Raw genomic sequence first — 25,150 nt, 5'->3', positions numbered from 1 at the left:
GAAGTTAACAACCTACAAGCTCAATCCATTATGTTTATTAAAAAAAAAGCCGTTAAGATCAGCTTTTCAGCACACTTAACGACTTCTTCTATCAGCTTAGCTTATAGCCCACATTTTAATTGTGCTCCACAATTCGTGCAAGTATTACATCCGCCCATTTCCTGGACTTCGCCTTTACGGCAGACCGGACAAGTGTTGCCCACTTCCGACCCAATCGTAACATTCGTCGAACGGAGTTCATTTATCGTATCGACCAATACGACTTTTTTCTTTACTTCCACATCTGTCAATTCGTCCATCTCTAGCTGTTCGTCCATTTGGTTTTCTTCCGCTTTGAGCGTGAGAACCTGACTGTCACGGCTGCCGTCCACATAAACGGTACCGCCTTTTGCTCCGCCTTTGTATAGACGTTCATATACTTTTTCAACCTGTTCGACAGTATATCCTTTCGGAGCATTGACCGTTTTACTGATCGAACTGTCAATCCAGCGTTGAATGATGCATTGAACATCCGCATGGGCTTCAGGTGCCAATTCCATAGCGGAGATGAACCATTTTGGAAGCTCCTCTGGATCAGCTTCTGGATGACGGTCCAAGTATTCCTGAACAATATCAGCCTTAACTTCAATGAATTTACCAAGTCGGCCACTGCGGAAATACGTGAAGGAGAAGTATGGTTCAAGACCTGTAGATACCCCAACCATCGTTCCTGTGCTTCCTGTAGGAGCCACTGTCAATAAATGAGAGTTACGGATGCCATGTGCAGCAACACTTTCCCTGATGTCTTCCGGCATTTTTTCCATAAATCCGGTTTGTGTGAAACGCGTTCTAAGCTCATCGGTTTCTTTATCATTTGATCCGATCAGGAATGGGAAACTGCCTTTTTCTTTAGCAAGTTCCACGGATGCCCTGTAAGCTGTAGTCGCAATCGTTTCAAACACCTTGTCGACCAGGATGTTTCCTTCTTCAGATCCGTATTCCGTTTCACAGTAGATTAACAGGTCATGCAGACCCATTACACCAAGTCCAACGCGTCGCTCGCCCAGTGCCTGTTTTTTGTTTTCATCCAAGAAATAAGGAGTTGCGTCAATGACATTGTCCTGCATACGTACACCGACTTCGACGGTCTGCCTAAGTTTCTCGAAATTAACGGTTTTGTTATCTTTATCGGCCATTTCAGCCAAATTGACAGCAGCGAGGTTACATACTGAATATGGGGCCAATGGCTGTTCGCCACATGGGTTCGTAGCTACGACCTGTTGACCGTATGCTTTGGCGTTCGTCATTTCATTAGCATTATCGATAAAGAAAATACCTGGTTCAGCAGAATATGTTGCACAAATGTTTATTAAGTTCCAAAGCTCTTTAGCTCGGATTTTACGATAAACACGAACTTTGTGACCCATTCTCTCCCATTCGCGAACATCACCGACATTATGCCATTCGGCATTATAAATAGCCATTTCTTCGGCATTATAGCTTTCAACATCAGGAAAACGCAATTCGTATTCCTCATCTTTTTCTGCCGCTTCCATAAATTCCTTAGTCAAGCAAATCGAAATGTTGGCGCCAGTTAGAAAATCGGAATTATGGACACTGTACGTACCGCCTGTACGGATCTTTTCCTCTGCATCCCTAATGATTTTCTCGCTAAATCCACCTAGACCAGGAATCTCTTTATAATTGATGATTCCTTGATACATAGCCGTTTCCTGTTCGGTGTGCGGCGTGAATTTCAATTTATCCGTCGCATATTTCTTGATGGCCTCATCTTTAGTGTTTTCCACTAAATAACGAAGGATCCTTGGATTTTGCATTTTAGAAATGATGAACTCTGCAATATCAGGATGCCAATCAGCGAGCATGATCATTTGCGCACCGCGTCTGCTACCGCCCTGTTCAACTAGATGCGTCAATTTCGCAATATCATCAAGCCATGACACTGAACCCGAGGATTTTCCATTTACCCCTTTTGCCAGAGTGTTCCTTGGACGCAATGTCGATCCGTTCGTACCCACTCCGCCGCCGCGGCTCATGATTTCCATCACTTGTTTCCTATGTTCTGAAATTCCCTCACGTGAATCAGGTACGAATGGCATCACATAGCAGTTGAAATAAGTAACATCCGTATTGGAACCCGCACCATATAATACTCGACCTGCCGGGACAAAATTAAGGTTCTTTAATTCTTCATAGAATTTATTGAACCATTCCGTTCTTTTTTCTTCAGTGGTTTCCACTGAAGCCAAGCCTGTTGCATTACGTTTCGCAATTTGTTCATAGTATATTTCAAGCGGTTTTTCGATAATATCCAGCGGACGGTTTACAATCCCCGTCTCCACTTCTTCCGGACTATCCAATACGCCGCGGAATTCTTCATCCACCAATACCTTGGCTTTTTTGGTTTCCCAATCTATTTCAACGATGTGACCGAGACCCCGTGCTGGGAATTTCGGATCTTCCTTGATCGTCAACACTACGAAATCGCCTGCCGAGAGTGTGATTTTTTCAGTATCCTTAAAAGAATAGCGGTCAAGCATGACTAGACGGGACACTCCCTTATGCGCCATTTTCATATCAGCCGTTACAGGGTGAACCTGGGGAAATAAAGAAATATCCTTATTCAACCTTTCTAGATCAACCTTTAAAGCTTCTTTTATTACAACCGACATAATTCCCTCTCCTTTATATGTTTCAAGATCCGTTCTTGCCGCCGCAAAAATCTATATGTAGCCTTACATGTCCGTTTCGCTTAACAAGTACCCTAAATTTATCATAGCGAAACTCAAAAATCAACATATAGTGTCGCATTAAATATTTCAACTACTATATATTGTGTTTGTTTTGAATGACTTTTAATTTTGTCAAACGATAAATCAATTAATATAGTTAGCAAAAGGGAGGAAAATGTCGATTTACGATAATTTTTCATCAGATTTCAATTAATTTGGACCTTGCTTTTTCCCCATCCCTTTTAGGACTTATTCCTGCAAGGAATAGCTTATTTGGTAAACAAATCTGAAAAAACTTTTTTATTTTCCACTTTAATTATTCTGCTTCTTCTATCTCATGAAATTCCATTCATCGCTTTCATATTTGCTTTCTGCAATGGCCTTCACTTCCAGCAATTGTTGTTCAGTGAGGACGTATGGTTCTAGATCGATCGATAGTCCTTCGGCAAAACCTTTTTCAAAAGCAACTTTCGCTTCGGGGATGGTAATCTTTCTTCCGGCAATGTCATTCATGGCTACAGCTTTGTTTTTTAAGTTTTTTTGCATTCTCTCTTTAACCCTGTCATTTGAGAATTTAAATACGCTAAAGAGCTTTTCATCATCAAGTTCAAGCAAAATGGCCCCGTGTTGAAGGATGACGCCCTTTTGCCTGGTTTGTGCGCTGCCAGCGACCTTCCTGCCCTCAACAACCAGTTCATACCAGCTTGGAGCATCAAAGCAGACGGAAGACTTGGGCGCTTTTAAAGCCGCTTTTTCCTGCTCGGTTTGAGGCACAGCAAAATAAGCATCCAATCCAAGATTCCTGAACCCCATTAATATTCCTTCGGATATGACGCGATATGCTTCAGTAACGGTAGTTGGCATTCCCGGATAGGATTCTGGAACGATTACGCTATAAGTCAATTCATGCTCGTGCAGCACCGCTCGTCCTCCTGTTGGTCTGCGAACAAAACCGAGGCCTTGCCTTTTGACCTCTTCCATATCGATTTCCGCTTCTGCCTTTTGAAAATAACCAATCGACAATGTCGCTGGATCCCAACCATAAAAGCGTATGATTGGCGGAATTTCCCCTTTGCTTTGCCAATTTAAAAGCGCTTCGTCCATCGCCATATTAAAAGCCGGTGAACAATTTCCAGAATCTATAAAACCCCATTTTTCTTTAGTCATCCTAAACCCTCGTTTCAATAGACTGTTTTTCAGTAATTACGTTATACCCCACAAAAAACTCACATGTAGTAGTTTAACAGACTTTAACACTCTAAAAAAGAAAGTGCTATCAAGTCGATAAAGAATTTGATGAAAATTCTTTTTGATTATTAAGTAAAGCAATTATATAATAAGTATTGTCTGTATTCGTTAAGGTAGAAGGGAGTTTTAATGTTTGGAATTATTATATACACTGCTCATCATCTTGGGAGTGGTTATTGCGTATTCACTTTTTAATTGGTACCGCCAGCGTAAAATCGTTAAAACATTAACACAGGACGAATTTATCGCTAACTACAGAAAAGTGCAGCTGATCGATGTTCGGGAACCGAATGATTTTGATAATGGTCATATCTTAGGCGCAAGAAACATCCCTATGACGCAAATGAAAACTCGCTTGGTCGAAATTAGGCCGGACAAGCCTGTATACTTGTACGCTCAAAGCGAAATCATCAGCGGAAGAGCTGCAGCCATGCTATACAAAAAGGGCTACAAGGAACTTTTTCACCTAAAAGGCGGTTTCAAAATGTGGACTGGGAAAATCAAAGCAAAGAAATAAGACCCATCTCCGCATGGGCTCTTTTTAATTAAAACGTCTACATGTTCAATGCGGGCTCAATGAAAATGAAAGTTAACTCATTGACTTTGATTAGTTCTTTACAAGATACATAAACATGAAAACCCCCGCCGTCCGGCAGGGGGTTTTTCATGTAAGCTTTCAGTCGGCTTGAAAACGCAGAACCGGTTTTCTTGCAGCAAGAGTTTCATCAAGCCGCTTTATAACGGTCGTATGCGGAGCTTCCTGAACGATTTCCGGAGTTTCCTCCGCTTCCTTGGCAATCTGGATCATTGCATCGATGAATGCATCCAGAGTTTCCTTGGACTCCGTTTCGGTCGGTTCTATCATCATTCCTTCTTCCACGTTCAACGGGAAGTAAATGGTTGGAGGATGATACCCGAAATCCAGCAATCTTTTGGCTATGTCGAGAGTCCTGACTCCCAATTTCTTTTGCCGACGTCCGCTTAATACGAATTCGTGCTTACAATGACGATTATATGGTAGGTCAAAAAATGGTTCCAACCTACGCATCATATAATTTGCATTGAGGACCGCATTCTCGGTGACGGCTTTAAGGCCATCAGGACCCATTGAACGAATGTACGTATAAGCCCTTACGTTTATCCCGAAATTCCCATAGTAGGGTTTTACCCTGCCAATGGATTGCGGGCGATCATAATCAAGAACGAATTGCTCATCTTGTTTGACCACAAGCGGTTTAGGCAAGTAAGGAATCAAATCCGACTTTACCCCTACAGGGCCAGAACCCGGACCGCCGCCGCCATGCGGGCCAGTGAATGTTTTATGGAGATTTAAGTGAACCACATCAAAGCCCATGTCACCCGGGCGTGCTTTTGAAAGTACTGCATTCAGATTGGCACCATCATAATAAAGCTTCCCACCGGCATCATGGACAAGTTGTGCCATTTCCAAAATGTTCTCTTCAAACAATCCCAACGTATTGGGGTTCGTCAGCATCAAAGCCGCCGTATCTGGTCCCACAACACGCTTTAAATCCTCAAGGTCGACTAACCCGTTTTCATCGGATTTCACTGTTATCGTTTCAAGTCCGGCCACAGTGGCAGAAGCTGGATTCGTACCGTGTGCAGAATCGGGTACGATCACTTTCGTCCGTTCTGTATCGCCATTAGCTTCGTGAAAAGCGCGAATCATCATCAACCCTGTCCATTCACCGTGTGCACCTGCTGCAGGCTGTAATGTCACTTGATCCATCCCTGTGATTTCCGTTAGATGTTCCTGCAAATCAAATAATAGTCCCAAGGCTCCCTGAACAGTACTCGGATCTTGATATGGATGGATATGGGCGAAACCGTTAAAGCGTGCCACATTTTCATTTATTTTCGGATTATATTTCATCGTGCATGAACCCAGCGGATAAAAACCCGAATCCACTCCATGATTCCGTTTGGAAAGTGCTGTATAGTGACGCATGATATCCAATTCGGACACCTCAGGAAGCTCAGCCTCTTCTTCACGGATGTAGTCGGCAGGAAGAATTTCTTCGAGCGGAGTAGTTGCAACATCCATTTCTGGCAGACTATACCCGATTCGACCGGATGTACTGATTTCAAAAATGAGTGATTGATCTTGATTATTCATGTTGATCCCCCAATTCCTGCGCAAGTGCATCAATTTCTTCTTTTGTTCTAAGTTCCGTTACCGCGACCAGCATATGGTCTTCCAGCTCAGGATAAACCTTTCCTAAATCAAAGCCGCCGATCATCCCTTTTTCAAATAGGTTTTTATTGATTTCTGAAAACGAAGCAGGCAGTTTAATGACAAATTCATTAAACGAAGGACCGTCGAACATTACTTTTATCCCTTTTGCCTCAATAGCTTTTTTCGCATAATGCGCTTTTTGAATATTTTGCACGGCCATTTCTTTGACCCCCTTTTTCCCAAGAGCGGTCATTGCAACAGAAGCTGCCAAGGCGTTCAACGCTTGATTGGAACAAATGTTGGATGTGGCCTTATCACGGCGAATGTGCTGCTCACGAGCTTGAAGCGTCAGCACAAAACCCCTTTTTCCATTTTCATCCACTGTTTGACCGACGAGTCTGCCCGGAACTTTCCGTACAAGTTTATTCGTAACGGCAAAATATCCACAATGAGGTCCACCGAATGCTGCTGGAATGCCGAATGGCTGAGCATCCCCCGTTACGATATCTGCACCGAGGGCACCAGGGGATGTCAAGGCTCCCAGTGCAAGCGGATTACTGGAAACGATAAACATGGACTTGACGCCATGAATGATTTCTTCCATTTCTTTCAATGGCTCGATACGGCCAAAAAAGTTCGGATATTGCACAATCACTCCTGCAATATCATCTTTCACCAACTCCCTTAAGGCGGCCATATCCGTCACACCGTCTTTATAAGGAATTTCGATCACTTCCACGCGTTGTCCTTTCGCATAGGTCTTAACAACTTCTCTTGATTCAGGATGAACCGTCCCTGAAATGAGAATCTTCTTGCGTCGTGTCTGACCTGAAGCAAGCATGGCTGCTTCAGCTAGCGCTGTCCCGCCGTCATACATGGAGGAGTTAGCCACATCCATACCCGTCAATTCACAAATCATCGTTTGATATTCAAAGATGGCCTGAAGCTCGCCCTGTGAAATTTCAGGCTGATAGGGTGTATAAGCCGTATAAAACTCAGAACGGGAAAGAACATGATCGACGATGACCGGTGCATAATGGTCATAGACACCCGCACCAAGGAAGGAAGCATAGTTTTTAAGATCCGCATTCTTGGCAGCAAGCTTTGATAATTCTTTCATTAAGGCAGGTTCCGATTTAGCGGGCTTGATATCGTATTCGCCTTGAAAACGAACACTTTCAGGGATATCATTGAAAAGTTCTTCAACAGTAGGTACACCTATCACTTCAAGCATTTCTTGTTTATCTTGCTCTGTCATGGGTAAATAACGATGTTTCATCTAATGACCATTCCCCTCTATTTACGTGGTTTTTTATAAAAAGGTGTTTGTATGATAACGGCTTTCAAACGTTTGGATCGAATTTCCACTTCGACTTCCGCATCCAGCACCGAAAATTCCTTATCGATAAGTGCCAACCCTACGTTCTTCTTCAACGTTGGTGATTGGGTACCAGTCGTGACCTCGCCAATGACTTTGTCCCCGCTGTAGACCTTATACCCATGACGTGGAATGCCACGGTCAATCATTTCAATTCCCACAAGCTTGCGGGGAGCCCCTTTCTCCTTTTGTTCAGAAAGAACGGCTTTCCCGAAAAAATCTGCTTCCTTATCCACTTTTACCGCAAAACCGATCCCGGCCTCTATTGGGGTGATGTCCGCTGAAAGTTCCTGCCCATACAGCGGAAGTTTCGCTTCAAAACGCAGGGTATCACGAGCACCTAAACCAATCGGCTGAATCCCTTCTTCCTTTCCGGCATCCAGAATCGCCTTCCAAAGGGCAGGACCGTTTTCACTGTCGCTATATATCTCAAAACCATCTTCACCAGTATATCCGGTACGGGATACCATCGTGGAGATACCATTTATCATGACATTTTCCTTGAACTTGAAAAATCCAATTTCACTTAAGGCAGTATTTTCTGATAGTTTTTGTAATATCTTCTCTGCAGATGGCCCTTGAAGTGCTAGCTGTGTATAGTGACTCGATACATTCGTGATTTGGACATCTTCCGGTAGATTAGCTTGCAGCCAATCGAAATCTTTATCTGTATTCGCTGCGTTGACCACGAGCAGATAGTCGTCTTCAGCCCTCTTATAAACGATGAGATCATCAACAGTCCCGCCGTTTTCATAGCACATAGCCGTATATTGGGCACCGCCCTGTTGTAGCTTTGATATATCATTAGTCATCATCTTCTGTAAAAAGGAAAGGCTCCCAGGACCCTTAACATCAACTTCCCCCATGTGGGAAACATCGAATAACCCCGCTTTTGTACGTACGGCTTCATGTTCGTCCTTTATACCCGAAAATTGGACAGGAAGTTCCCAACCGCCAAAATCGATCGTTTTACCGCCGCATTCACGATAAACTTCAAATAGTGGTGTTCTTTTTAAATTGGTCAAAAAATGACCCCCCTCAGATTTTTTAATTTAAATGGCTTCATTATCAAAGCTTCTTGTCATTACGCATCAGATATCCTGATTCATGATGTGAAAAAAGCACAAAAAAGGACAGAGAAAGCCCGTTTGAGCTTTTTCTCTGTCCTGAAACCTGAAAGTTTACCTATATAATAGGTTTTCCCCTTTGGTGGCCGTCCCAAAATGGGCGGCGCTCTCCAGAGTTGCGTCCAATAAGAGTTCTTTTGCCTGAGAGATTCACTGCTAAGTTTGCTCCTTCGGCGCTACATCCGTAGTCTCTCCCCTTATCTTCACCCGCATATAAATGGTCTACCAATGAAAGTAAGCGAATAAGCCCTAAGCATTAGTAAAACCTTTGAGCATCATGGAATGCATTCTCTGCCAACTCTCCTAAAACTTCAGGAACCATTTGAATGATCTCCTTCAGTATCTTGGATAAAATAGGAGCCTGTAGCGCATACTAAGAAAACGCGAACTGCAAAACCGAAATACAAAGATTCTTTACAGCGTTTGGAAATTGGAATTTTCTAAATATACTTATATCCTACCCTAAGAAACTTATCTCTGCAATATCTTTTGAGGAGAAATATTTTTCTTACTTCACATATGAAATGTTCGGGTTTTGACCTTTTATTAAGGAAATTATGATTTAAGAGGGAGTTATTTCTATGAAAATCAATATATCCTTCAATTCTGAATGGAATGACGAGTTTCTGCAAAAGATGGAAAATGATGGTCCATGGGGAAATTGGGAGCTTTATAAGTTGGCGGTTCAAATGGAGGAAAATCTCATCATCCCTGATTTTGAGGGATTACAGGCGCCCAAGCACCTTCCGCAGTTAACCCCGCTCCCCCACCAATTGGAAGCAGCAAAGCAAGTGGTGGAAAAGATGAATGGAAAGGCCATTTTAGCTGATGAGGTAGGGCTCGGAAAAACAATTGAAGCCGGCTTGATCCTAAAAGAATATATGATTAGAGGCCTTGTAAAAAAAGTATTGATCCTTGTACCGGCCTCACTTGTCACACAATGGGCTTTTGAATTGAATACCAAGTTTCATATTCCGGCAGTCGTTCAGAGAAAAAGTTATGTTTGGGACTCCTGTGATGTGGTCATTTCATCCATTGATACAGCGAAACGCGATCCACATCGTGAAATCATTTTCAATCAGGAATATGACTTCATCATTATTGACGAAGCTCATAAACTTAAAAATAATAAGACGAAGAACTATGAATTCGTCCAAAATCTGAAAAAGAAATTTTGTTTACTCCTGACAGCTACTCCCATTCAAAATAAAGTCGAGGAAATTTTCCACCTCGTTTCGTTATTGAAACCAGGCCACTTGGGAAATGCCTCACTCTTTTCGGAAAAATATAAAGGGAAAGGCCGGAACATAATTGAAGATGAACACCTAAAGGAACTGGTCAACACTGTTATGATACGAAACCGGCGGGCCGATACTGGTATTGAATGGACAAAAAGGCATGTGGAAACCATCACCATTGAATTTTCTCCAACCGAGCAGGCATTGTACGATGCCGTTTCCAAATTCAAGCCTATTTCGGATGGAACAAAAGGAAGCGCTTTTTCAGCTCTCACTCTCCAAAGGGAAGCCTGCAGCAGCAGGGAGGCAGTCTTTTATACTTTAAAAAATATGAAAGCAAAATACGACCAGCCTTCCCCTGACTTTTTGGCAAAGCTTGATGATTTATTTTCTAAAGTGAACGAAACGGTTCAGAACTCCAAAGCTGAAAAAGCTTTGGAACTGATCAAGAAAATTGATGACAAAGTGATTATCTTTACCGAATACCGAGCGACCCAGCTTTATCTGCAATGGTACCTGCAACAGAATGGGATTTCTTCAGTCCCTTTCCGAGGCGGATTTAAGCGTGGAAAGAAAGACTGGATGCGCGAATTATTCCAAAAGAAAATACAGGTATTAATCGCAACCGAAGCCGGCGGGGAAGGGATAAACCTTCAGTTTTGCCATCACTTGATTAATTTTGACCTGCCATGGAACCCCATGAGACTCGAGCAAAGAATTGGGCGGATTCACCGGCTTGGTCAGGAAGAAGATGTCATGATTTATAACTTTGCCACGAAAAATACAGTTGAAGAACATATTCTGAAGTTACTATACGAAAAAATTAATTTATTTGAAAAAGTAATTGGTGAACTGGATGATATTCTAACCAAACTGGAAATTAACAACATTGAAGAATACTTAATTGATGTAGTCGGCGAGTCCAAAACAGAGGGCGAAATGAAAATCAAGATGGATAATTTTTCATCGTTAATTCAATTCGCTCAATCCATGAAGGAAGGTGAGGTTCATGCAGCAACGGGAAATTCATGATTTTTTATTAACTTACTTTAAAGCCAATGATTGTGAAATACTGGATAATACACCCACCCACCTTACCGTTCAACTGACAATTGAAATGGATAAAGAATTAATGAACAGACCCTTTTATTGGCACTATCTAGAAAAAACGGGTGGCATTCCGAACCCAGCCCAGATGACTTTCATTACCGACCCAGAACATTCTCCACCCGATTTAAAGGGAGAAATGATTCATTTTGGCTCCCCTCGCCTTCATCAAATTATTCAATCAACAAAAAATCTGGCAGGGTATACTAGACTTTTTGAGGATACTCCTCCATCAAAAGGCGGGAATAATCCATTGTTTCCTTGGCTAACCCTTAATGTGAAAATATCCTATCAATGCGATCGTAAAAAAGATACATTTATGTCCATCGGATTGAATTTAATCTCAGGCGAGATCATGGAAAGCTTTCACCATCGGGTTTTACCGGTTAAGGTCACCCCAAAAATTCCGGATTATTCCTTTACGCTTTCACCGCTCATCATGCCCAAGAGTGGATTGGCAAGACTGGATACATACATCAGAACCAGTTTCGAGGATGATGACCATTCTTGGGCGGAAGAAGCAATGCTTCGCTGGCAGAATGACTTGAATTTATTGGAGCATTTTTACAAGGATATGGACGAAAAAAGTGAGAGCTATTTTACCGAAAAAGAAGCCTTAAAAGCACAATATGAACCGAACATCCGAATATCCATCATCAATGGAGGTTTATTTTACCTTTCAGATAGGGCGTTGGGATAGGATCCTTAATAAAAAAGCAGATGTCCTAATTTAAGGACATCTGTTCTATTTCTTGATATTTTTCCTTAAGAACATCGACAAAGCAAAAGGGACAATGCCAAACCAATGGGACATACCATGGTTTTTATCCTCTTTTCTATGACGTCGCTTTTCTTTTCGTTCTTTTTTGGTCAGATTAAAATATTCGACAAGCTGTTGCGTCAGATATTTAATATAAGCGTTTGTAGACATATAAAAATCACCCTAAACAAAGTATGCCCGGTTTACGCTTGTTTTATTCCTTCACTTGTTCCCTAAACACGCGAATCTATCGCTTGAACATGATTGAACCTTTATAAAAGACTGTGTATTTTACGTATTACACAGCCTGCTTTTCTATCCATTGTATCACTCGCCCCGCTTCTGTATCGTATTGAATGATGACCCTACCCCTTCGGTCATTTTTAGTCGTCGATGAAAATTCTATATAGACGTAAGGACCGTCTTCCTCCATTAAGGAATATCGCACCGTACCATTGGGGTATAAAATTTCCCCCTGGATGATTTCCGGGACCTCTTCCCCCCACTCTGACGTCACATCCTTAACGGCAAGGTGGACAAGATGATCGGCCACAAGCGATTCTTCCACTTCTTTATAAAACATTTTATCGATGATAAACTGATCGATCATTAATATCGTGAACATGATGAAAACACTCGCTACAATCATGACCATCGGGAAAACGACTCCTTTTTGATTATTCATCGACTTTCGTCACATGTCTTAAGAAAGGATGAAATCTTCGACTGAAAGTAGTCCCTGCTTTATCCGTTATATTTAGAACAATGACACTTCCATCCTTCTCAACCTGGAATTCCGAAATGTTCTGCAAGATGACCTCATGCCCCTTACCATTCACTCTCCTTCGGACCTTATCTTCATATTGTTCAATGGATGATAATTGTTCACCTGAAAGCAAATATAATTTATTTCCCATTACATCCTGAACTTTGGAACTCCGGACCTCCTGCTTCATTTGCATGGTAAAGACCTCCCACTCTTTAGGATGCAATTTTTCAATGGATCTCATCTGGGTGTGAATGATTGAAAAAAGCTGTAGGACAAAAAGGGACGTCGTCATTAAGATCATTAAAGAAAAAAGCAATTCTATCATCGTAAAACCATCATCTTTTCGCAGCATCACAAATGGTTTCAAATTTACCCGATTCATTTTCATAACGTACACACCCTTCAATCATCCCCGGGAAATCCCCATGATCCTTCCAAATCAATTCATAGGATTTTTTTTTGTTGATGATTTCCTGTCCAATTGCTTGTATCTCCCCATCCATGAAAGCCGTCAATCTTTCATATAATAAATGGTGGGCTTCTGTCCTAATGACGATATCTTTCCGACGCGTGATTAACTCGTCAATAATCGGTAAAATGGAAAGGATCAAGAAAATACAAACGGAAAATGCGGCCATCAGCTCAAGGTAGACGTAACCTTTACAATTTCTCAATCCTGAACCTCCCTTTACCTATATTGAGGACCAATTTATACTGTCCTTTTGAAGTGTCAATGATCATCGTTCCTGCTTTTGAAGCATTTCCAAACTGATTAAAATGAAAGCTGAACCCTAATGTGCCATTTAAAAACTGTATATCCTTTGGTATGCTTCTCTCTAGAACGATTCCCTCCTTATAAGACAAAATGGTATAAACCTTTTTGTTATTATCAATCTGGAGGTAAATCAGGCTCTCATGACTGATGGCATACTGCTGTGCATGGAAAAGATCTTCATGGAACCGGGAAATGAATAGCCTATTTTCCATTCCTTTAGTGAAGCTTGGATATAAATTTGGACTGATGGAAATCAGGAGTACAAAAATAACGAGGACTATAAGGGTTTCAGACAGGGTATACCCGCCATTGGAGCGCCGTGCATTCACTTTTCTCCTACTCAACGACCGTTATCTTTCCTTTGCTATCCAAACTAATATCATCGCCATTAGGACAGGATGTCTGTTTGAGATAGCCTTGGCTTTCCAATTCACTGATACTTACGGGCAGTTTAGCATTGTCGATCTCATATGCCTGAACCTGTGCTTGAGCCATTTTCACGAATGCTTCACACCCTTTAGACTGGATTGTCGATTGGTTCTTCGTGATATTGGGTATTGTAATAATCAAAAGAATGGATATTACAAGTAAAACAATGAGCATCTCAATTAGTGTAAAACCTCATTCATTCATCACTTTCTTCATCATATCATCCTGCTCCTGAAACCATCTGAATACCAGATGGATTAGATGGTTTCAGAGCAATTTCACCTCCAGAATGCAAAAATCAGATTCTATATACCTTCGAGCAGAGAGAACATCGGCAGCAAAACCGCTAAATAAATGGACACGATCACAATACCTATCAGTAAAAACATAAGGGGCTGAATGATTTTCAAGACTGCATTCATTCTCTCTTCAATTTTCTCCAGTAAAAAACGACTGTAATGAAGTAGCTCCGCATCAAGTCTGCCATATCTTTGACCATTTGCAACGACCACCGGTAAATTCCCATCAAAATAGGGGAGTTCACGAAAGATCATTTCAAGCGACCTGCCCTCGATAAGGTCATCCTTAATGATCGAGCATAGTTTTTGGTAAAAAGGCTGCTGCTGATTTATAGAGAATAATTTGATGCTGTCGTTAATCGATAACCCTCCGGAAAGTAAGCCACTGAATTGGCTTGCAAAAAAATAAGTTTCGTATAACTTGATGAAGGTTCCTAATATCGGAATTCCCATCAAAATCCTCCGCTGCCGTAATGGGCATAATCCGTTAAACCAAAATCGTTTGAGTACAAACAAGAATAGGAGCGATACGAGAAAAATGAAGGGGAGAGCCGGAAGAATGAATGTAGAAGCTGACAGTAATTTCAAGATTGTATTCTGTTCAACATCCATCGTGAAATAGATGGTCTGGAATTTAGGAAGGAGAACACTCTGAAGAATGTAAAAAACGATGCTTACAAAAAAGATTAAGAATACGGGATACACCATTAACTTTTTTACTTTATCCATATCCTCCGTTCTTTTCTTCCAATATCGCCCTCCCTCTTTCAATGCCCGATCCAGGTCGCCGTATTGCTCTCCATAAAATATATAACTTACAAGCTGCGGATGAAAATTAAGATGGGTTAGCACTTGATGCAACGGGTAACCGTTCCTTAATTCCTTTATGGCCAGAGTGAAGTCTTCCGCTTTATTCTTTGATTCCTGAAATTCGAGAAAATGTAAAGCTTCCGCCAAGGGATAACCATGATGTAATAATTCACCTAGCTTCGAAATAAAGACCGCCTGTTCTTTTAACTTCCATTTAGTTTTTAGCTTCATGGTATACAAGCCGTTCATATTCCTGCGAATCCACATAGCCCATCGCAACAGCTTTTCCTATTTCATCCTTCAATAGGCGGTAGCTGGCCGTTGCCTTTCCTTTTTCATCCCCCATCATCCGGAGAACCTCGGCCAGGCTTTTTCCATAAAGCAATTCATACACACTTGCCCTTTTATTCCTGGCAGTCATTTGGCAAGCAAAAGCACAGTCCCCATTACATGGCAGACACCTCAATTCAACCAGCCGCTGTGCTGTCACGCCAATCAAACTCTGTTCAATCTCAAGCAAGCTGACACCAAATTCAAGTAACCTGGAGATAGCACCCTGTGCATCCCTTGTATGCATGGTTGTAAGTATCAAATGGCCGGTTAGAGCTGCACGCACTGCGATTTTGGCCGTTTCGGCATCCCTGACTTCCCCTACCATGATCACGTCGGGATCATGCCTTAGCACAGCTTTAAGACCGACAGAATAAGTAATGCCCGCCTTTTCATTGATTTGGACTTGCAGTACCTTTTCAGATACATTTTCAATGGGATCTTCAAGCGTTATGATATTTCGATTGATTATCTCATGGGCATGATGAAGCAGGGAATATAGTGTCGTGGTTTTCCCACTGCCGGTCGGACCGGTAAATATGAGCATGCCATGGGAATGCTTCAAAAGTGCAATCAATTTTTGAACGGTGTTTGGAAATAAGGATAACTGTTCTAGAGGAAGGATATTCTGTTGGGGTATTAAGCGGATGACCAAACTTTCGAGATAGGAAGTGGGTAGAGTGGAAAGGCGGAGTCCAACCACTTGGTTAGCCAAATTGATGGTGATGGCACCACTCTGGGGTCTCCTTTTCTCCCCTATGTCCATTGCGGCAAGGAACTTCAAATGGGCTATCAGCCTTTCAGCTTCAAAGAATGATAATGTTTCCTGGGGAACGAGTTTATTGTCTATCCTGAATTGGATGAGAGGCCCCTCCCTGCGAAAAAAAATGTGGATATCCGATGCTGATAACTTTATGGCACGGGTAAGTATTTTTTCTGCGGTCTTTTCAATCGATATCAATTCATTCATCACCTCCTATGTTTCTTGTTGTATGAATTCGACAATCCACGACAAATTCCTGCTTATGAATAAAAAAACCCCCGAAAGGAAACTTCGAGAATCGACTTACATGCTCATTTTCAAATTAATCCTGTGTGATACCAAATTTCTTAATGCGTCCTCATTATGACCAATCACCAGTTTTTCCCCGTTGATAAGGATGGGCCTTCTTAATAACTTCGGTTCTTTTGTTAATAATTGGATGACATCAGAAAGCATCATTTCGTCAATATTAATATGTAAGCCTTTGTAAGCTTCACTTCTGGTTGCCAAGACTTCATCAAGTCCTTCCGTTGTCAATTCAAGAATTCTTTTTAACTCTGCTACTGTTGGAGTTTCCCTGAATAAATGTCGCTCATCGAAGGAAACATGATTGGCCTTTAACCATTTTTTTGTTTTTCGGCAAGATGTACAACTTGGGTACGAAAAGAATGTTAACTGTTGCATACTTATCACTCCCCGTTCACATTTTGTATATATAATCACCCATATAATGATTGTATAACATTTGTACAATTGTTGTATATTATTTTACCTTATAAAACCGTTTGAATTGTGAACTTTTTTTAAACTAAGGGGAGTTTGCCATTTCTATTATTCCATTTTTTTCTTCCTGCATTATAATGAACATAGTTAATCTATGGAACATGAGGAGGGTAAAATGGAACAAACGTTAAGAATAACAAACGTGTTAGCAGATCCCACCAGATATTATATATATCAACATATAGTGAAAAGCCATGGAGATGTATCGGTTCAGCAAATCGCCGATTCTTTTAAAATCCATCCCAATGTGGCCCGTCTACATTTGTCAAAACTGGAAGATATCGATATGTTGACCTCTGATGCCCGTAAAACTGGGAAAGGCGGTCGCCCTAGCAGACTTTATCGATTGTCTGATAAAGTCATTCAGCTTAATTTTCCATATAGGAACTATCAGCTCCTTTCAAAGATTGCAATCCAGACGATTATGACATTAGGGGAACCAGGAAAACAGGCTCTTTATGAAACGGGAAAAGTATTCGGAGAGGAATTGATCAATCAGCAACTATCCATGAACTCAACACCGATCGATCAAATCGCTTTTGCGGAAAAAGTCAACATGCTTAAAAATGCGGCTACCATTGCAGGCTTGTCGCCTGAAATACAAGCTAGCGAAGAAGAAAATAAAATCTACTTCAGTATCTACAATTGCCCGTTTAAGGAAGTTACTGAATTAGAACCAGGAGCAATCTGTTCCATGCACAATTCATTTTTAAAAGGTATGTTCGAAGCCTTGTTTGAAAATGTCCATATGGTGGAATTAGAAAATATGATGTCTAATTGCGCAACATGCTCTTATCAGGCTTCGGTTCTCACATAGAAACAAAAGGCATCCTTTACATTACCTTACAATCTCATTTATAATTATTTAGAATGTACACGACTAGACATAAGGAGGGATTCGGATGGAACGCATGTTCAGAGTATGTGGATTTTGGACAGGAATTATGGCAATTTTCTTTTATCTTGGCCATATGCATCAAACGTCATTACTTTTCTTTGCACAAACCGGCTTTTTCGTACTTTTAAGTTATTTGAAATTATCTGAGCGCATGTATATTTATGTTTTCGGCGCCTATCTTACCGTTTTCTTTGTAGGATTTTCCTACTGGAGCGTATTTATGATGACTCCGGGTACTGCGCATTAAGAACAAGCAATATTACATAACCCATGAATTTTAATTCATGGGTTTTTACTTGTCCTCATTCAGGGAGGATCTTTGCATCTTCAGCTAAATTCTTCGATTGAAGCAACACTCTGAAATGTTCACTAAATCCCCCTGGAACGATTAGCCCCCGAATTGCACGATTACGCTTTGCCGTTTTGGAGAATGGATCAGTTCCTTGGTGGTCCTTCAATTCCTCAAGTATCCCAGCTTTAATCAGGAATTCATTTTGAAGAAAAAGCCCCTGATTGGAAAAACCCTTTCTTTTTCCGATTTCGATTAATGTGTCAAAATGGATATGTGTCGTCAAATCCATATCACCAGGATACATAAGTGGATCTTTGATCATTTCATGCTGATAATAGCCCCTCAAGCTCCCTTGAAGGTGGGTTGGCTCCTTCCATTCCCGTTCGGTATAACCATAATCAATTGTAAGGAGCATGCCCGAATCGATATGGGAAATGATATTCTCATATTCCTGGACCATTTTAAGCGGAACTTCGTATCGTTGTCTTTCATTTAATGTGATGTTTCGTTCTGTAAGGTAAGATAGAATGCCAGGGTTGACCAAAGGTTCCCTCACTTCTACCAAATCGCCTTCCTTTTCAGCAACGAATACCTCTACAAGCGCTCCTTTATACTTTTCAATGACATGTACAGGCAACGCGTCGAAAAGTTCATTTGAAAAGACGATTCCATTTACTTTCGTCCATTTTTCTAAACTGGCAACAGAAACTGCCTGTTTGAACATCCCTACACGTTCTTGCTGGATCTTTCTATGATACGGACTGCCATCGACCAGGATATAAGTCAGGGAGTCCCATATAAGCGGTTCCATTTCTTTTATGAAAACGAGGATGTCATAAGCCAGCTTACCATCCCCAGCACCGACTTCGATGATTCTTGGTGAAACTCCGCACATTTTTATTAAATAAACGAACCATCTGGCAAGTGACCTCCCAAATGCATCCCCTACATTACCAGACGTATAAAAATCCCCTCTTGAGCCAATCTTTTCTTTTTCGCGCACATAGTAGCCTATATTTGGTGTATATAAAACAGCATCCATATAGTCATGATAGGAAATTCTCCTTTGGGGGCTGCTTGCAATCAATTCCTTCAAGTGATTTTTCAACACAATGCCTCCGTCTCCACGCTCTTTCATCAATTGGAAAATTAAACCTTCCTTTATCTTTAATAAAAATAGGTTCTATATCATGAATAAGTTTTTTTATCGACCACATGCAAAAAACTGTATTTTAAAGTTCACAGAAGGTTCACTTTTTTTGACACAATTCATAAAAGATGCACCTTGATAACTTTAATCGAAAAAAAGGAATGTTCTCCCTAAAACCAACATTAAAATAAGCATCTTATTTCAGAGCAGGAATCAGGAAAGTCATCCACTCCCAGGAAGTCCCGTAAATTTCTTGGGCCTCCCTTTTCATCCCCTCCATTCTCCGATCACGGTGAGAGACAAAACATTTTTTATATTCAGTATAGTTCGGGAGATGACCGATTTCAATATTTTTACATTACAAAGAACGTAAAATAAAACAGGTGCCATATGGCACCTGCAATAGTCATTATCTTAAAAAGGGATTGGTATTCTTTTCATCTAAAATGGTCGTGACTGGCCCATGACCTGGAAAAACGATAGCATCATCAGAAAGTGTCAGCAGCTTCGTTTCAATGCTTTTTAACAGCACTGCTTCGCTTCCGCCTATTAAATCGGTTCTGCCAACGCTTCCCTGGAACAATACGTCCCCTGAAAATAGAAGACGTTCCTCCTTCACATAATACGACACGCTCCCTGGTGAGTGTCCAGGGGTTTCGAATACTTCGAAAGTGAATCCTCCAATAGTAAGTTCTTGCTCATTTGCGAGGATGTGATCGGCTGGCTTCATGCGCATTGGATTTTCAGGGAACCACTTTTGGGAACCATTCAATGCGGGATCAAGTAGCCACTTGGCCTCTTTTTCGTGAATATATGCAGGTATCTCATAATAATCGCGAATAGCATCAAGAGCACCGATATGGTCAAAATGTGCATGTGTCAATAAAATCGCCAATGGCTTCAATTTTTTTGTCTGTATGTACTGTATGATTTTTTGAGGCTCTTCACCCGGATCGAAAATGACGCAATCCTGTCCATCGGAAACTACATAACAATTCGTTTGCAGCGGGCCTAGAGGTATTTGTGTCCATTTCATTTTCATCAACTCCTATATGATTTTCTATCTTCATCTTACACCAATTAAAGCTGCTAATGTTAATTCAGTTTACTCAAGTCATATAAGTGTCACCTTTTAAACCTCGACAAATAATTGAAAAAATATTAAGATATTAACAAATGCAATCTTTTCTACATATTTTTGGTAGTTGCTTTATTCTCTGGGTATATTATTAGAGATTAGGTATTCATTACAAAAAAGGGGGTTTTGATATGATATTAATGGTTGTTTTCGGACTTGTGGCCATCTTAGGAGTTGCAGCTGTGTTTACCTCATTAAAAAAGAGAAACTTCTTAGGATTCCTTTTTGCAGCCGGCAGTGCAGTCGTGTTTGGCTGGTTCACTGTCATGACTGTCATCAACAGTGGTTTTCCTGTTGCCCATTAAAGAAAAAAGCTCGCCATCCGGCGAGCTTTTGTTTTAGGTCATTATGTTTGTTTGAACAATCTTTGTATTTGATGGGTTTTCATATCAATGATTTTCTCAAATTGATATCCATATAAGCAGAGGTTGCCATCAAGCGAACAGCTTAATGGTTCATTTTCCATGTCCTTCATCAATTCTTCTTGTGTGCCTTTTTCCCAATTTAATTTAGTTAAGGTAAACCTTCCCTTATATTGGTCCGCATCTTTTGATTCATTAGGAATAAACGTTATGAATTCCTTGTTTTTTTCAATGAAATCATAGGATGGAATCACCCAATCTGAAAAGCTTTTCAATAGTGGCACGGAAAAAGAGTGGATCGGTTTGTTTGTTCGATCATAAAATGCATATGTACCCCGATCTTGTTTTTCTGTCTCCACTTGAATTGTCATCAGCGCTTGTTTCATTTTTTTAAAGTGAATGACATCGAGCATAAGGCTTTCCGCTCCAGCATCATTCAGCGCTTTTCTTTCCAGGGGAGCCGTCAAAGCAGGTTCTTGCTTATCCCAATCGAGAAACATCAATTCTTTTTCACTTGCCCATTGAGCAAAGGGCTGTGGAAAGTCCAGTGTTTCCATTGTTTGATCACCTGGATTCAATACATAACTGCTGTATGTCCAATCTTCATAAAAACTCGATAAAAACAACATGCCATCTTGATATGAATTCCACTCATAAGCTAATTCATAGGCTGGGATCGCCACGGAATACAGTGGATTTCCCGTTTTATCGAGTATTGTGATTGATGCTTTACCCGAAGAGGTGAAGGACGATAACAAAATATGCGTACCAGACGGACTGATGGATACTTCAGAAAACGCAAAAGCCGGCTGATAGAAAACGGAAGTGTCATTCGTTTCCAAATTCCATGACATCAACTGGGATAATTCATGACCATCCCGCTTCACAGAATATAAAATGGTTTTAGAATCCAGCCATCCAAAAATGGCTTCGATTTTTTCCGTTTCTGCAGTCGGGACCTTTAATTTGCTCACTGAAGTTTCCTTGGTAGATTGGGAGTGTTCTTTTTCCGTATCATTTACGGGTTTACTAAGGTCCTTGGAAGGCTCACAAGCCGAGATAAGAAGGATAGTGGAGATAAATAATGGGATGAAACACAACATCTTACAAATGGAAAGCCGCATACAAAGTGCTGCTTTGGATACTTTAATCTCCACACACCTCCCACTTCATAACTAAAAACGCCTGGCATATGTGAGCGAGACATTAGAAAGAGAGTAAGGATTAACCAATCGAACCCTTACGACTTTCATTATAAAGTAAAAAAGAGAAAATGTGGCGAATAATTACCTTATATTTTTTTGGAAGTATATTCCTCGGATTAATGGCATCACATATACAAGCCAGCCATCAAAATCTTAACGGAATCTTCATATATACCAGGCAAATGGGATAGGGGAAGTGGATTGATGCCCTTTCCCAGCTCAATTGTGAATCCGCAACGTTTGAATTCCTGAATGAACCAATCTTTATACCCAGCATGGCTGTCAACATATTGTACAGCCCGATATCCGCTCCGTTTCTCAAACTCCCTCGCAACATTCGCAGCCTGTTCAGGTTCATGTCCTTCATATCCCCAATAAAATTCTTTTCCTTGTGTGTGAAGTGCTAACACTCTTTCAAAATTCCGTCTTTTTGCCAGCTCCTTCATGGCCAATGCTTCTGGTTCCGATAATGCGGTCTCGCCTGGAAAATCCCTCGGGGCAGGGGCTTTTGGAATCTTTCTTTGCTTTTCAATCTCCCAATTGGCCGGATATTGATTATTCAGGTCGACACCGCGGATATTGGCTTTCCAAGCATAAAAGGCAGGATTTCCATTATTCATTTTCAAAACATCGACTTTCCCCTCTGCCGCCTCCTCCCCCTTTAGGACTAGCTCTACTCCATCCGGATTAACCATTGGAACCATCGAAATTGTCGTATCCCTATAGAAGGGCATACAATCCATACCGCATAATGTACGATCATTCGTTACTGCCAGCAGAAAATCATTCAGCCACTTCATCAAGACCGCCGAAGTGATCCATTCATTTGCATGGAATGAACCGTTATAATGTATGATTTTTTCACCTTGACCGATTCTTACCTCAAGGAGGTCTTTTCCCAATACACTCTTCCCGATCGATTCAACTTTAATAAAGGGGTAATGAAAAGATAGAATATCAAGATCGTTAAGGAGTGATTGATAATCATAGGGTTTTTCGGTGACAAGCATGGGATTCATAATTTGGACGGGTACGGAAATCGTTTTTTGTTCAACTTGATTCAATAATAATATCCCATCGATGGGCAGGTGATATAGTAAAGCGATTTCGGCAAAATCGATATCTAACCGGGACTCTTCCTGAACAATGTACCCCGGTATCTGTACTTCCATGCCATTTGGCAAAACCCCGTCAGTAATACCGGGATTTGCATCCTCAATCAAAACTCGGGGAATTTGGAACATTTGGCTGTAATATGCCAAATTATCCCCGTTTCTGCTCACGACTTTCATTCAGCCTCCGCCCCTTTCATTGTTTAATCTTTATGAAACGAAAGGTAGAAAGATGTTCAGGAAGTCTCCATGTTTCATAATTGATTCTAGGTTCTCCTTTTATGGACCTGAATCTCCTTACAAAAACAAAAAAACCTGGATTGCTCCAGGTTTCTTTTTTCAACGTCGCTCATAAAATCGGAGCAAATCCCCGTATATGATTTTGTCGGAGTAATCAAGCTCCTGCTTCGCCTTTTCCAAGTACTTCTCACATGGATCCTCTTCCGTCGCCGCTCCGGTCTTTTTATCATAACAGGTATCCATCGTATAGAGATAATCCTTCGTGATGAAACTGCTATCACGAAGAACCGTGAATTCTATTTTCTCTTCAGAAAATAGATCTTTGCCGAATTCGATATAATCATCATTTTCAATCCCCAATAAATGAAGGAGAGTCGGCCTTACATCAATCTGACCGGAAACGGTGGAAACCGTTTTACCCTTCTGCCCTGGGACATGTATGATGAGAGGGACTCGCTGAAGCTGGATGGATTCGAAAGGCGTGATTTCCTTCCCAAGGAACTGGCTCATGGCAGAGTTGTGATTTTCCGAAATGCCATAATGATCGCCATATAATACAATAATGGAATCCTCATATAATCCCTCACGTTTCAAATCACCGATAAATCGTTCCAATGCTTCGTCAGTATAGCGCACGGTCGGAAAATACTGATTCAATGTTTTGGAACTCGAATCGTAAGGTTCCAATGTCCGGTCTTCTTCATTCAAAGTGAATGGGAAATGATTGGTTAACGTTATGAACTTGGCATAAAAAGGCTCCGGCATCCCCTTCAAGTGGGCAATTGATTGCCGGAAGAACGATTTATCATTCAAACCCCAATTGACGGAATTCTTTTCAGAGACTTTGTATTCATCACTATCATAAAACTGCTGATACCCAAGAGAATCGTACATTATGTCACGATTCCAAAAACTTTTATTATTGGCATGCAAGGAAGCCGTATAGTAACCTTTTTCCGTTAAGATTTCAGGGGTGGCTCTGTATTCATTTTGGGCATGAGTGAAAAATACTGCACCTCTGCCTAAAGGATAGAGGGAATTCTCAATAATGAATTCTGAATCGGATGTTTTCCCCTGGCCAGTTTGGTGATAAAAGTTATTGAAATAATAGCTATCTTTAATGAATTCGTTCAGAAAAGGAGTGATTTCTTCACCGTTCACAGTTTTATTGATGACAAAGCTTTGAGTCGATTCCAATGAAACAAGAATCACATTTTTGCCTTTTGCCAGACCATATAGATCATCATTAACCGCTTTTTGATTGGCACGGACATAATTTTCAATTTCCGACAATTCACTGCCATCCGCAAGGGCACGTTGGGCCGATGATTTCGTCTGTAATATTGCATCATAGAGGTGATAATGGTACGTACCAATATTCTTGACGAGGATTTCACGGTCAAACGTTCGCGTCAGGAGTTCAGGACGCTCAGCTTCCGCTAAAGCTAAATTAAAGAAGGTCACTCCTAAAGCCATTAACACAAAGAATTTACGGTCCTGAGGATTGTATGAACGGTCATGGAATGATTCCGGTTTGTATTTCACCAGAAGCATCAGGAACAGAATATCGGCAAAATACAAAAGGTCACTCGGATTGATCAATTCATGTACACTGCTTCCAAGGTCGTTCATATTGCTCGTTTGAAAAAGAACGGGAATGGTTAAAAAGTCATTAAAAAAGCGAAAAAACACAAGGTTGGCAAAGAGGACGAAGGTGATGAAAAAACTCATGATCAATAAGTAAGCCGTCCGTTTATTTTCTTTTAAAAATATATACACGCCAAGAGTAAGTAAAAGGAAACTGACCGGATTGATGAAAAGGATGAATTCCTGGATCCAATTTTCAATATCCATCTCAAAACTTGTTTTATAAGCAATGTATGTCTTAAGCCAAAGTGATATTAATACGACCCAAAACAATGAATATCCCTGTTTTTTGAAGACCCTTTTCAATCCTGGTCCCTCCTCATCGAAGAAGCGATGGAGCTATGATCCAGAGCGCTTCAAA

Annotated in this window: 24 protein-coding genes, 1 pseudogene and 2 riboswitches; of the genes and pseudogenes, 6 read left to right on the top strand and 19 right to left on the bottom strand. The window is 41.0% G+C overall.

The annotated features are described in order from the left end of the window. Window positions 1–101: 101 nt before the first annotated feature. Together QUF94_RS09850 and QUF94_RS09845 are read right to left on the bottom strand one after the other, a co-directional pair. A complete protein-coding gene (locus tag QUF94_RS09850) occupies window positions 102–2,672 on the bottom strand; it encodes a vitamin B12-dependent ribonucleotide reductase (RefSeq protein ID WP_289315691.1) in 2,571 nt (856 codons plus the stop codon). Between the two features lie 390 nt (window positions 2,673–3,062). Next, on the bottom strand, window positions 3,063–3,899 hold the full coding sequence (locus tag QUF94_RS09845) for a lipoate--protein ligase family protein (RefSeq protein ID WP_289315690.1): 837 nt from the start codon (window positions 3,897–3,899) through the stop codon (window positions 3,063–3,065). A 214-nt stretch (window positions 3,900–4,113) separates the two neighbouring features. On the opposite strand from QUF94_RS09845, the gene QUF94_RS09840 reads away from it, so the two are divergent. After that, window positions 4,114–4,497, top strand: coding sequence for a rhodanese-like domain-containing protein (locus QUF94_RS09840; protein WP_289315689.1), 384 nt, complete (start codon window positions 4,114–4,116; stop codon window positions 4,495–4,497). 159 nt (window positions 4,498–4,656) lie between these two features. Here the strand turns inward: QUF94_RS09840 and gcvPB are convergent, their stop codons facing one another. The 3 genes from gcvPB to gcvT are packed head-to-tail and all read right to left on the bottom strand — an operon-like array spanning window position 4,657 to window position 8,580. Then, the gene (gcvPB, locus tag QUF94_RS09835) at window positions 4,657–6,117 is read right to left on the bottom strand and encodes an aminomethyl-transferring glycine dehydrogenase subunit GcvPB (protein ID WP_289315688.1); all 1,461 of its coding nucleotides are present in this window, start codon (window positions 6,115–6,117) and stop codon (window positions 4,657–4,659) included. Then, window positions 6,110–7,456: an aminomethyl-transferring glycine dehydrogenase subunit GcvPA gene (gcvPA, locus tag QUF94_RS09830; RefSeq protein WP_289315687.1), complete on the bottom strand. Its 1,347-nt coding sequence runs from the start codon at window positions 7,454–7,456 to the stop codon at window positions 6,110–6,112. Before gcvPA ends, gcvPB begins: the two co-directional genes overlap by 8 nt. A gap of 17 nt (window positions 7,457–7,473) precedes the next feature. Beyond that, on the bottom strand, window positions 7,474–8,580 hold the full coding sequence (gene gcvT / locus QUF94_RS09825) for a glycine cleavage system aminomethyltransferase GcvT (protein ID WP_289315686.1): 1,107 nt from the start codon (window positions 8,578–8,580) through the stop codon (window positions 7,474–7,476). A gap of 134 nt (window positions 8,581–8,714) precedes the next feature. Then, a riboswitch (glycine riboswitch) is annotated at window positions 8,715–8,798 on the bottom strand. Window positions 8,799–8,801: 3 nt separating this feature from the next. After that, a riboswitch (glycine riboswitch) is annotated at window positions 8,802–8,889 on the bottom strand. 374 nt (window positions 8,890–9,263) lie between these two features. Here gcvT and QUF94_RS09820 point away from each other — a divergent pair. Both QUF94_RS09820 and QUF94_RS09815 read left to right on the top strand, forming a co-directional pair. Further along, entirely contained in the window at window positions 9,264–10,952 is a 1,689-nt protein-coding gene (locus QUF94_RS09820; protein ID WP_289315685.1) for a DEAD/DEAH box helicase, read from the top strand. Then, entirely contained in the window at window positions 10,930–11,727 is a 798-nt protein-coding gene (locus tag QUF94_RS09815; RefSeq protein ID WP_289315684.1) for a YqhG family protein, read from the top strand. The genes QUF94_RS09820 and QUF94_RS09815 overlap by 23 nt, the downstream gene beginning before the upstream one ends. Window positions 11,728–11,772: 45 nt before the next feature. On the opposite strand, the gene QUF94_RS09810 is transcribed toward QUF94_RS09815, so the two are convergent. From QUF94_RS09810 to QUF94_RS09770, 9 genes and pseudogenes are all read right to left on the bottom strand, one after another. Continuing rightward, on the bottom strand, window positions 11,773–11,958 hold the full coding sequence (locus tag QUF94_RS09810) for a YqzE family protein (protein ID WP_289315683.1): 186 nt from the start codon (window positions 11,956–11,958) through the stop codon (window positions 11,773–11,775). 127 nt (window positions 11,959–12,085) lie between these two features. Next, on the bottom strand, window positions 12,086–12,472 hold the full coding sequence (comGG, locus tag QUF94_RS09805; protein ID WP_289315682.1) for a competence type IV pilus minor pilin ComGG: 387 nt from the start codon (window positions 12,470–12,472) through the stop codon (window positions 12,086–12,088). Further along, complete coding sequence (comGF, locus tag QUF94_RS09800) at window positions 12,465–12,944, bottom strand: competence type IV pilus minor pilin ComGF (RefSeq protein WP_289315681.1); 480 nt, start codon at window positions 12,942–12,944, stop codon at window positions 12,465–12,467. Before comGF ends, comGG begins: the two co-directional genes overlap by 8 nt. After that, complete coding sequence (locus QUF94_RS09795; RefSeq protein WP_289315680.1) at window positions 12,892–13,230, bottom strand: hypothetical protein; 339 nt, start codon at window positions 13,228–13,230, stop codon at window positions 12,892–12,894. The genes comGF and QUF94_RS09795 overlap by 53 nt, the downstream gene beginning before the upstream one ends. Further along, on the bottom strand, window positions 13,217–13,675 hold the full coding sequence (comGD, locus tag QUF94_RS09790) for a competence type IV pilus minor pilin ComGD (protein ID WP_289315679.1): 459 nt from the start codon (window positions 13,673–13,675) through the stop codon (window positions 13,217–13,219). Before comGD ends, QUF94_RS09795 begins: the two co-directional genes overlap by 14 nt. Beyond that, window positions 13,668–13,952 (bottom strand): annotated as a pseudogene (gene comGC / locus QUF94_RS09785) (competence type IV pilus major pilin ComGC); the annotation flags it as partial. The pseudogene comGC and the gene comGD, both read right to left, overlap by 8 nt. A gap of 113 nt (window positions 13,953–14,065) precedes the next feature. Continuing rightward, the gene (gene comGB / locus QUF94_RS09780; RefSeq protein ID WP_289315678.1) at window positions 14,066–15,100 is read right to left on the bottom strand and encodes a competence type IV pilus assembly protein ComGB; all 1,035 of its coding nucleotides are present in this window, start codon (window positions 15,098–15,100) and stop codon (window positions 14,066–14,068) included. After that, window positions 15,084–16,160 (bottom strand): competence type IV pilus ATPase ComGA, encoded by a 1,077-nt coding sequence (gene comGA / locus QUF94_RS09775; RefSeq protein ID WP_289318336.1) that lies wholly within the window; start codon window positions 16,158–16,160, stop codon window positions 15,084–15,086. Before comGA ends, comGB begins: the two co-directional genes overlap by 17 nt. 105 nt (window positions 16,161–16,265) lie before the next feature. Further along, window positions 16,266–16,646, bottom strand: coding sequence for a Spx/MgsR family RNA polymerase-binding regulatory protein (locus tag QUF94_RS09770; RefSeq protein ID WP_289315677.1), 381 nt, complete (start codon window positions 16,644–16,646; stop codon window positions 16,266–16,268). 214 nt (window positions 16,647–16,860) lie between these two features. Between QUF94_RS09770 and QUF94_RS09765 the strand changes: the two genes are divergently transcribed. Both QUF94_RS09765 and QUF94_RS09760 read left to right on the top strand, forming a co-directional pair. After that, entirely contained in the window at window positions 16,861–17,562 is a 702-nt protein-coding gene (locus tag QUF94_RS09765; RefSeq protein WP_289315676.1) for a helix-turn-helix transcriptional regulator, read from the top strand. Window positions 17,563–17,647: 85 nt separating this feature from the next. Continuing rightward, window positions 17,648–17,890 (top strand): DUF2626 domain-containing protein, encoded by a 243-nt coding sequence (locus QUF94_RS09760; protein ID WP_289315675.1) that lies wholly within the window; start codon window positions 17,648–17,650, stop codon window positions 17,888–17,890. Window positions 17,891–17,945: 55 nt separating this feature from the next. Here the strand turns inward: QUF94_RS09760 and QUF94_RS09755 are convergent, their stop codons facing one another. Then, complete coding sequence (locus QUF94_RS09755) at window positions 17,946–19,073, bottom strand: class I SAM-dependent methyltransferase (RefSeq protein ID WP_289315674.1); 1,128 nt, start codon at window positions 19,071–19,073, stop codon at window positions 17,946–17,948. Between the two features lie 421 nt (window positions 19,074–19,494). After that, complete coding sequence (locus QUF94_RS09750; protein WP_289315673.1) at window positions 19,495–20,121, bottom strand: MBL fold metallo-hydrolase; 627 nt, start codon at window positions 20,119–20,121, stop codon at window positions 19,495–19,497. Between the two features lie 233 nt (window positions 20,122–20,354). On the opposite strand from QUF94_RS09750, the gene QUF94_RS09745 reads away from it, so the two are divergent. Next, complete coding sequence (locus tag QUF94_RS09745; RefSeq protein ID WP_289315672.1) at window positions 20,355–20,528, top strand: DUF2759 domain-containing protein; 174 nt, start codon at window positions 20,355–20,357, stop codon at window positions 20,526–20,528. Between the two features lie 41 nt (window positions 20,529–20,569). Here QUF94_RS09745 and QUF94_RS09740 read toward each other — a convergent pair whose 3' ends face one another. From QUF94_RS09740 to QUF94_RS09730, 3 genes are all read right to left on the bottom strand, one after another. Continuing rightward, entirely contained in the window at window positions 20,570–21,742 is a 1,173-nt protein-coding gene (locus QUF94_RS09740) for a YqgU-like beta propeller domain-containing protein (RefSeq protein ID WP_289315671.1), read from the bottom strand. Between the two features lie 173 nt (window positions 21,743–21,915). Further along, window positions 21,916–23,082 carry a M14 family metallopeptidase gene (locus QUF94_RS09735; protein ID WP_289315670.1) on the bottom strand — a complete coding sequence of 389 codons (1,167 nt, stop codon included), beginning with the start codon at window positions 23,080–23,082 and terminating at the stop codon, window positions 21,916–21,918. Between the two features lie 159 nt (window positions 23,083–23,241). Continuing rightward, the gene (locus tag QUF94_RS09730) at window positions 23,242–25,095 is read right to left on the bottom strand and encodes an LTA synthase family protein (RefSeq protein ID WP_289315669.1); all 1,854 of its coding nucleotides are present in this window, start codon (window positions 25,093–25,095) and stop codon (window positions 23,242–23,244) included. Between the last annotated feature and the right edge of the window lie 55 nt (window positions 25,096–25,150).

The sequence above is a fragment of the Peribacillus sp. NJ4 genome (genome assembly GCF_030348345.1).
In the GTDB taxonomy this organism is placed as follows: Bacteria; Bacillota; Bacilli; order Bacillales; family DSM-1321; genus Peribacillus.
Note: the sequence above shows the minus strand (reverse complement) of the source record. Positions and strands in the feature narration are given on the sequence as shown.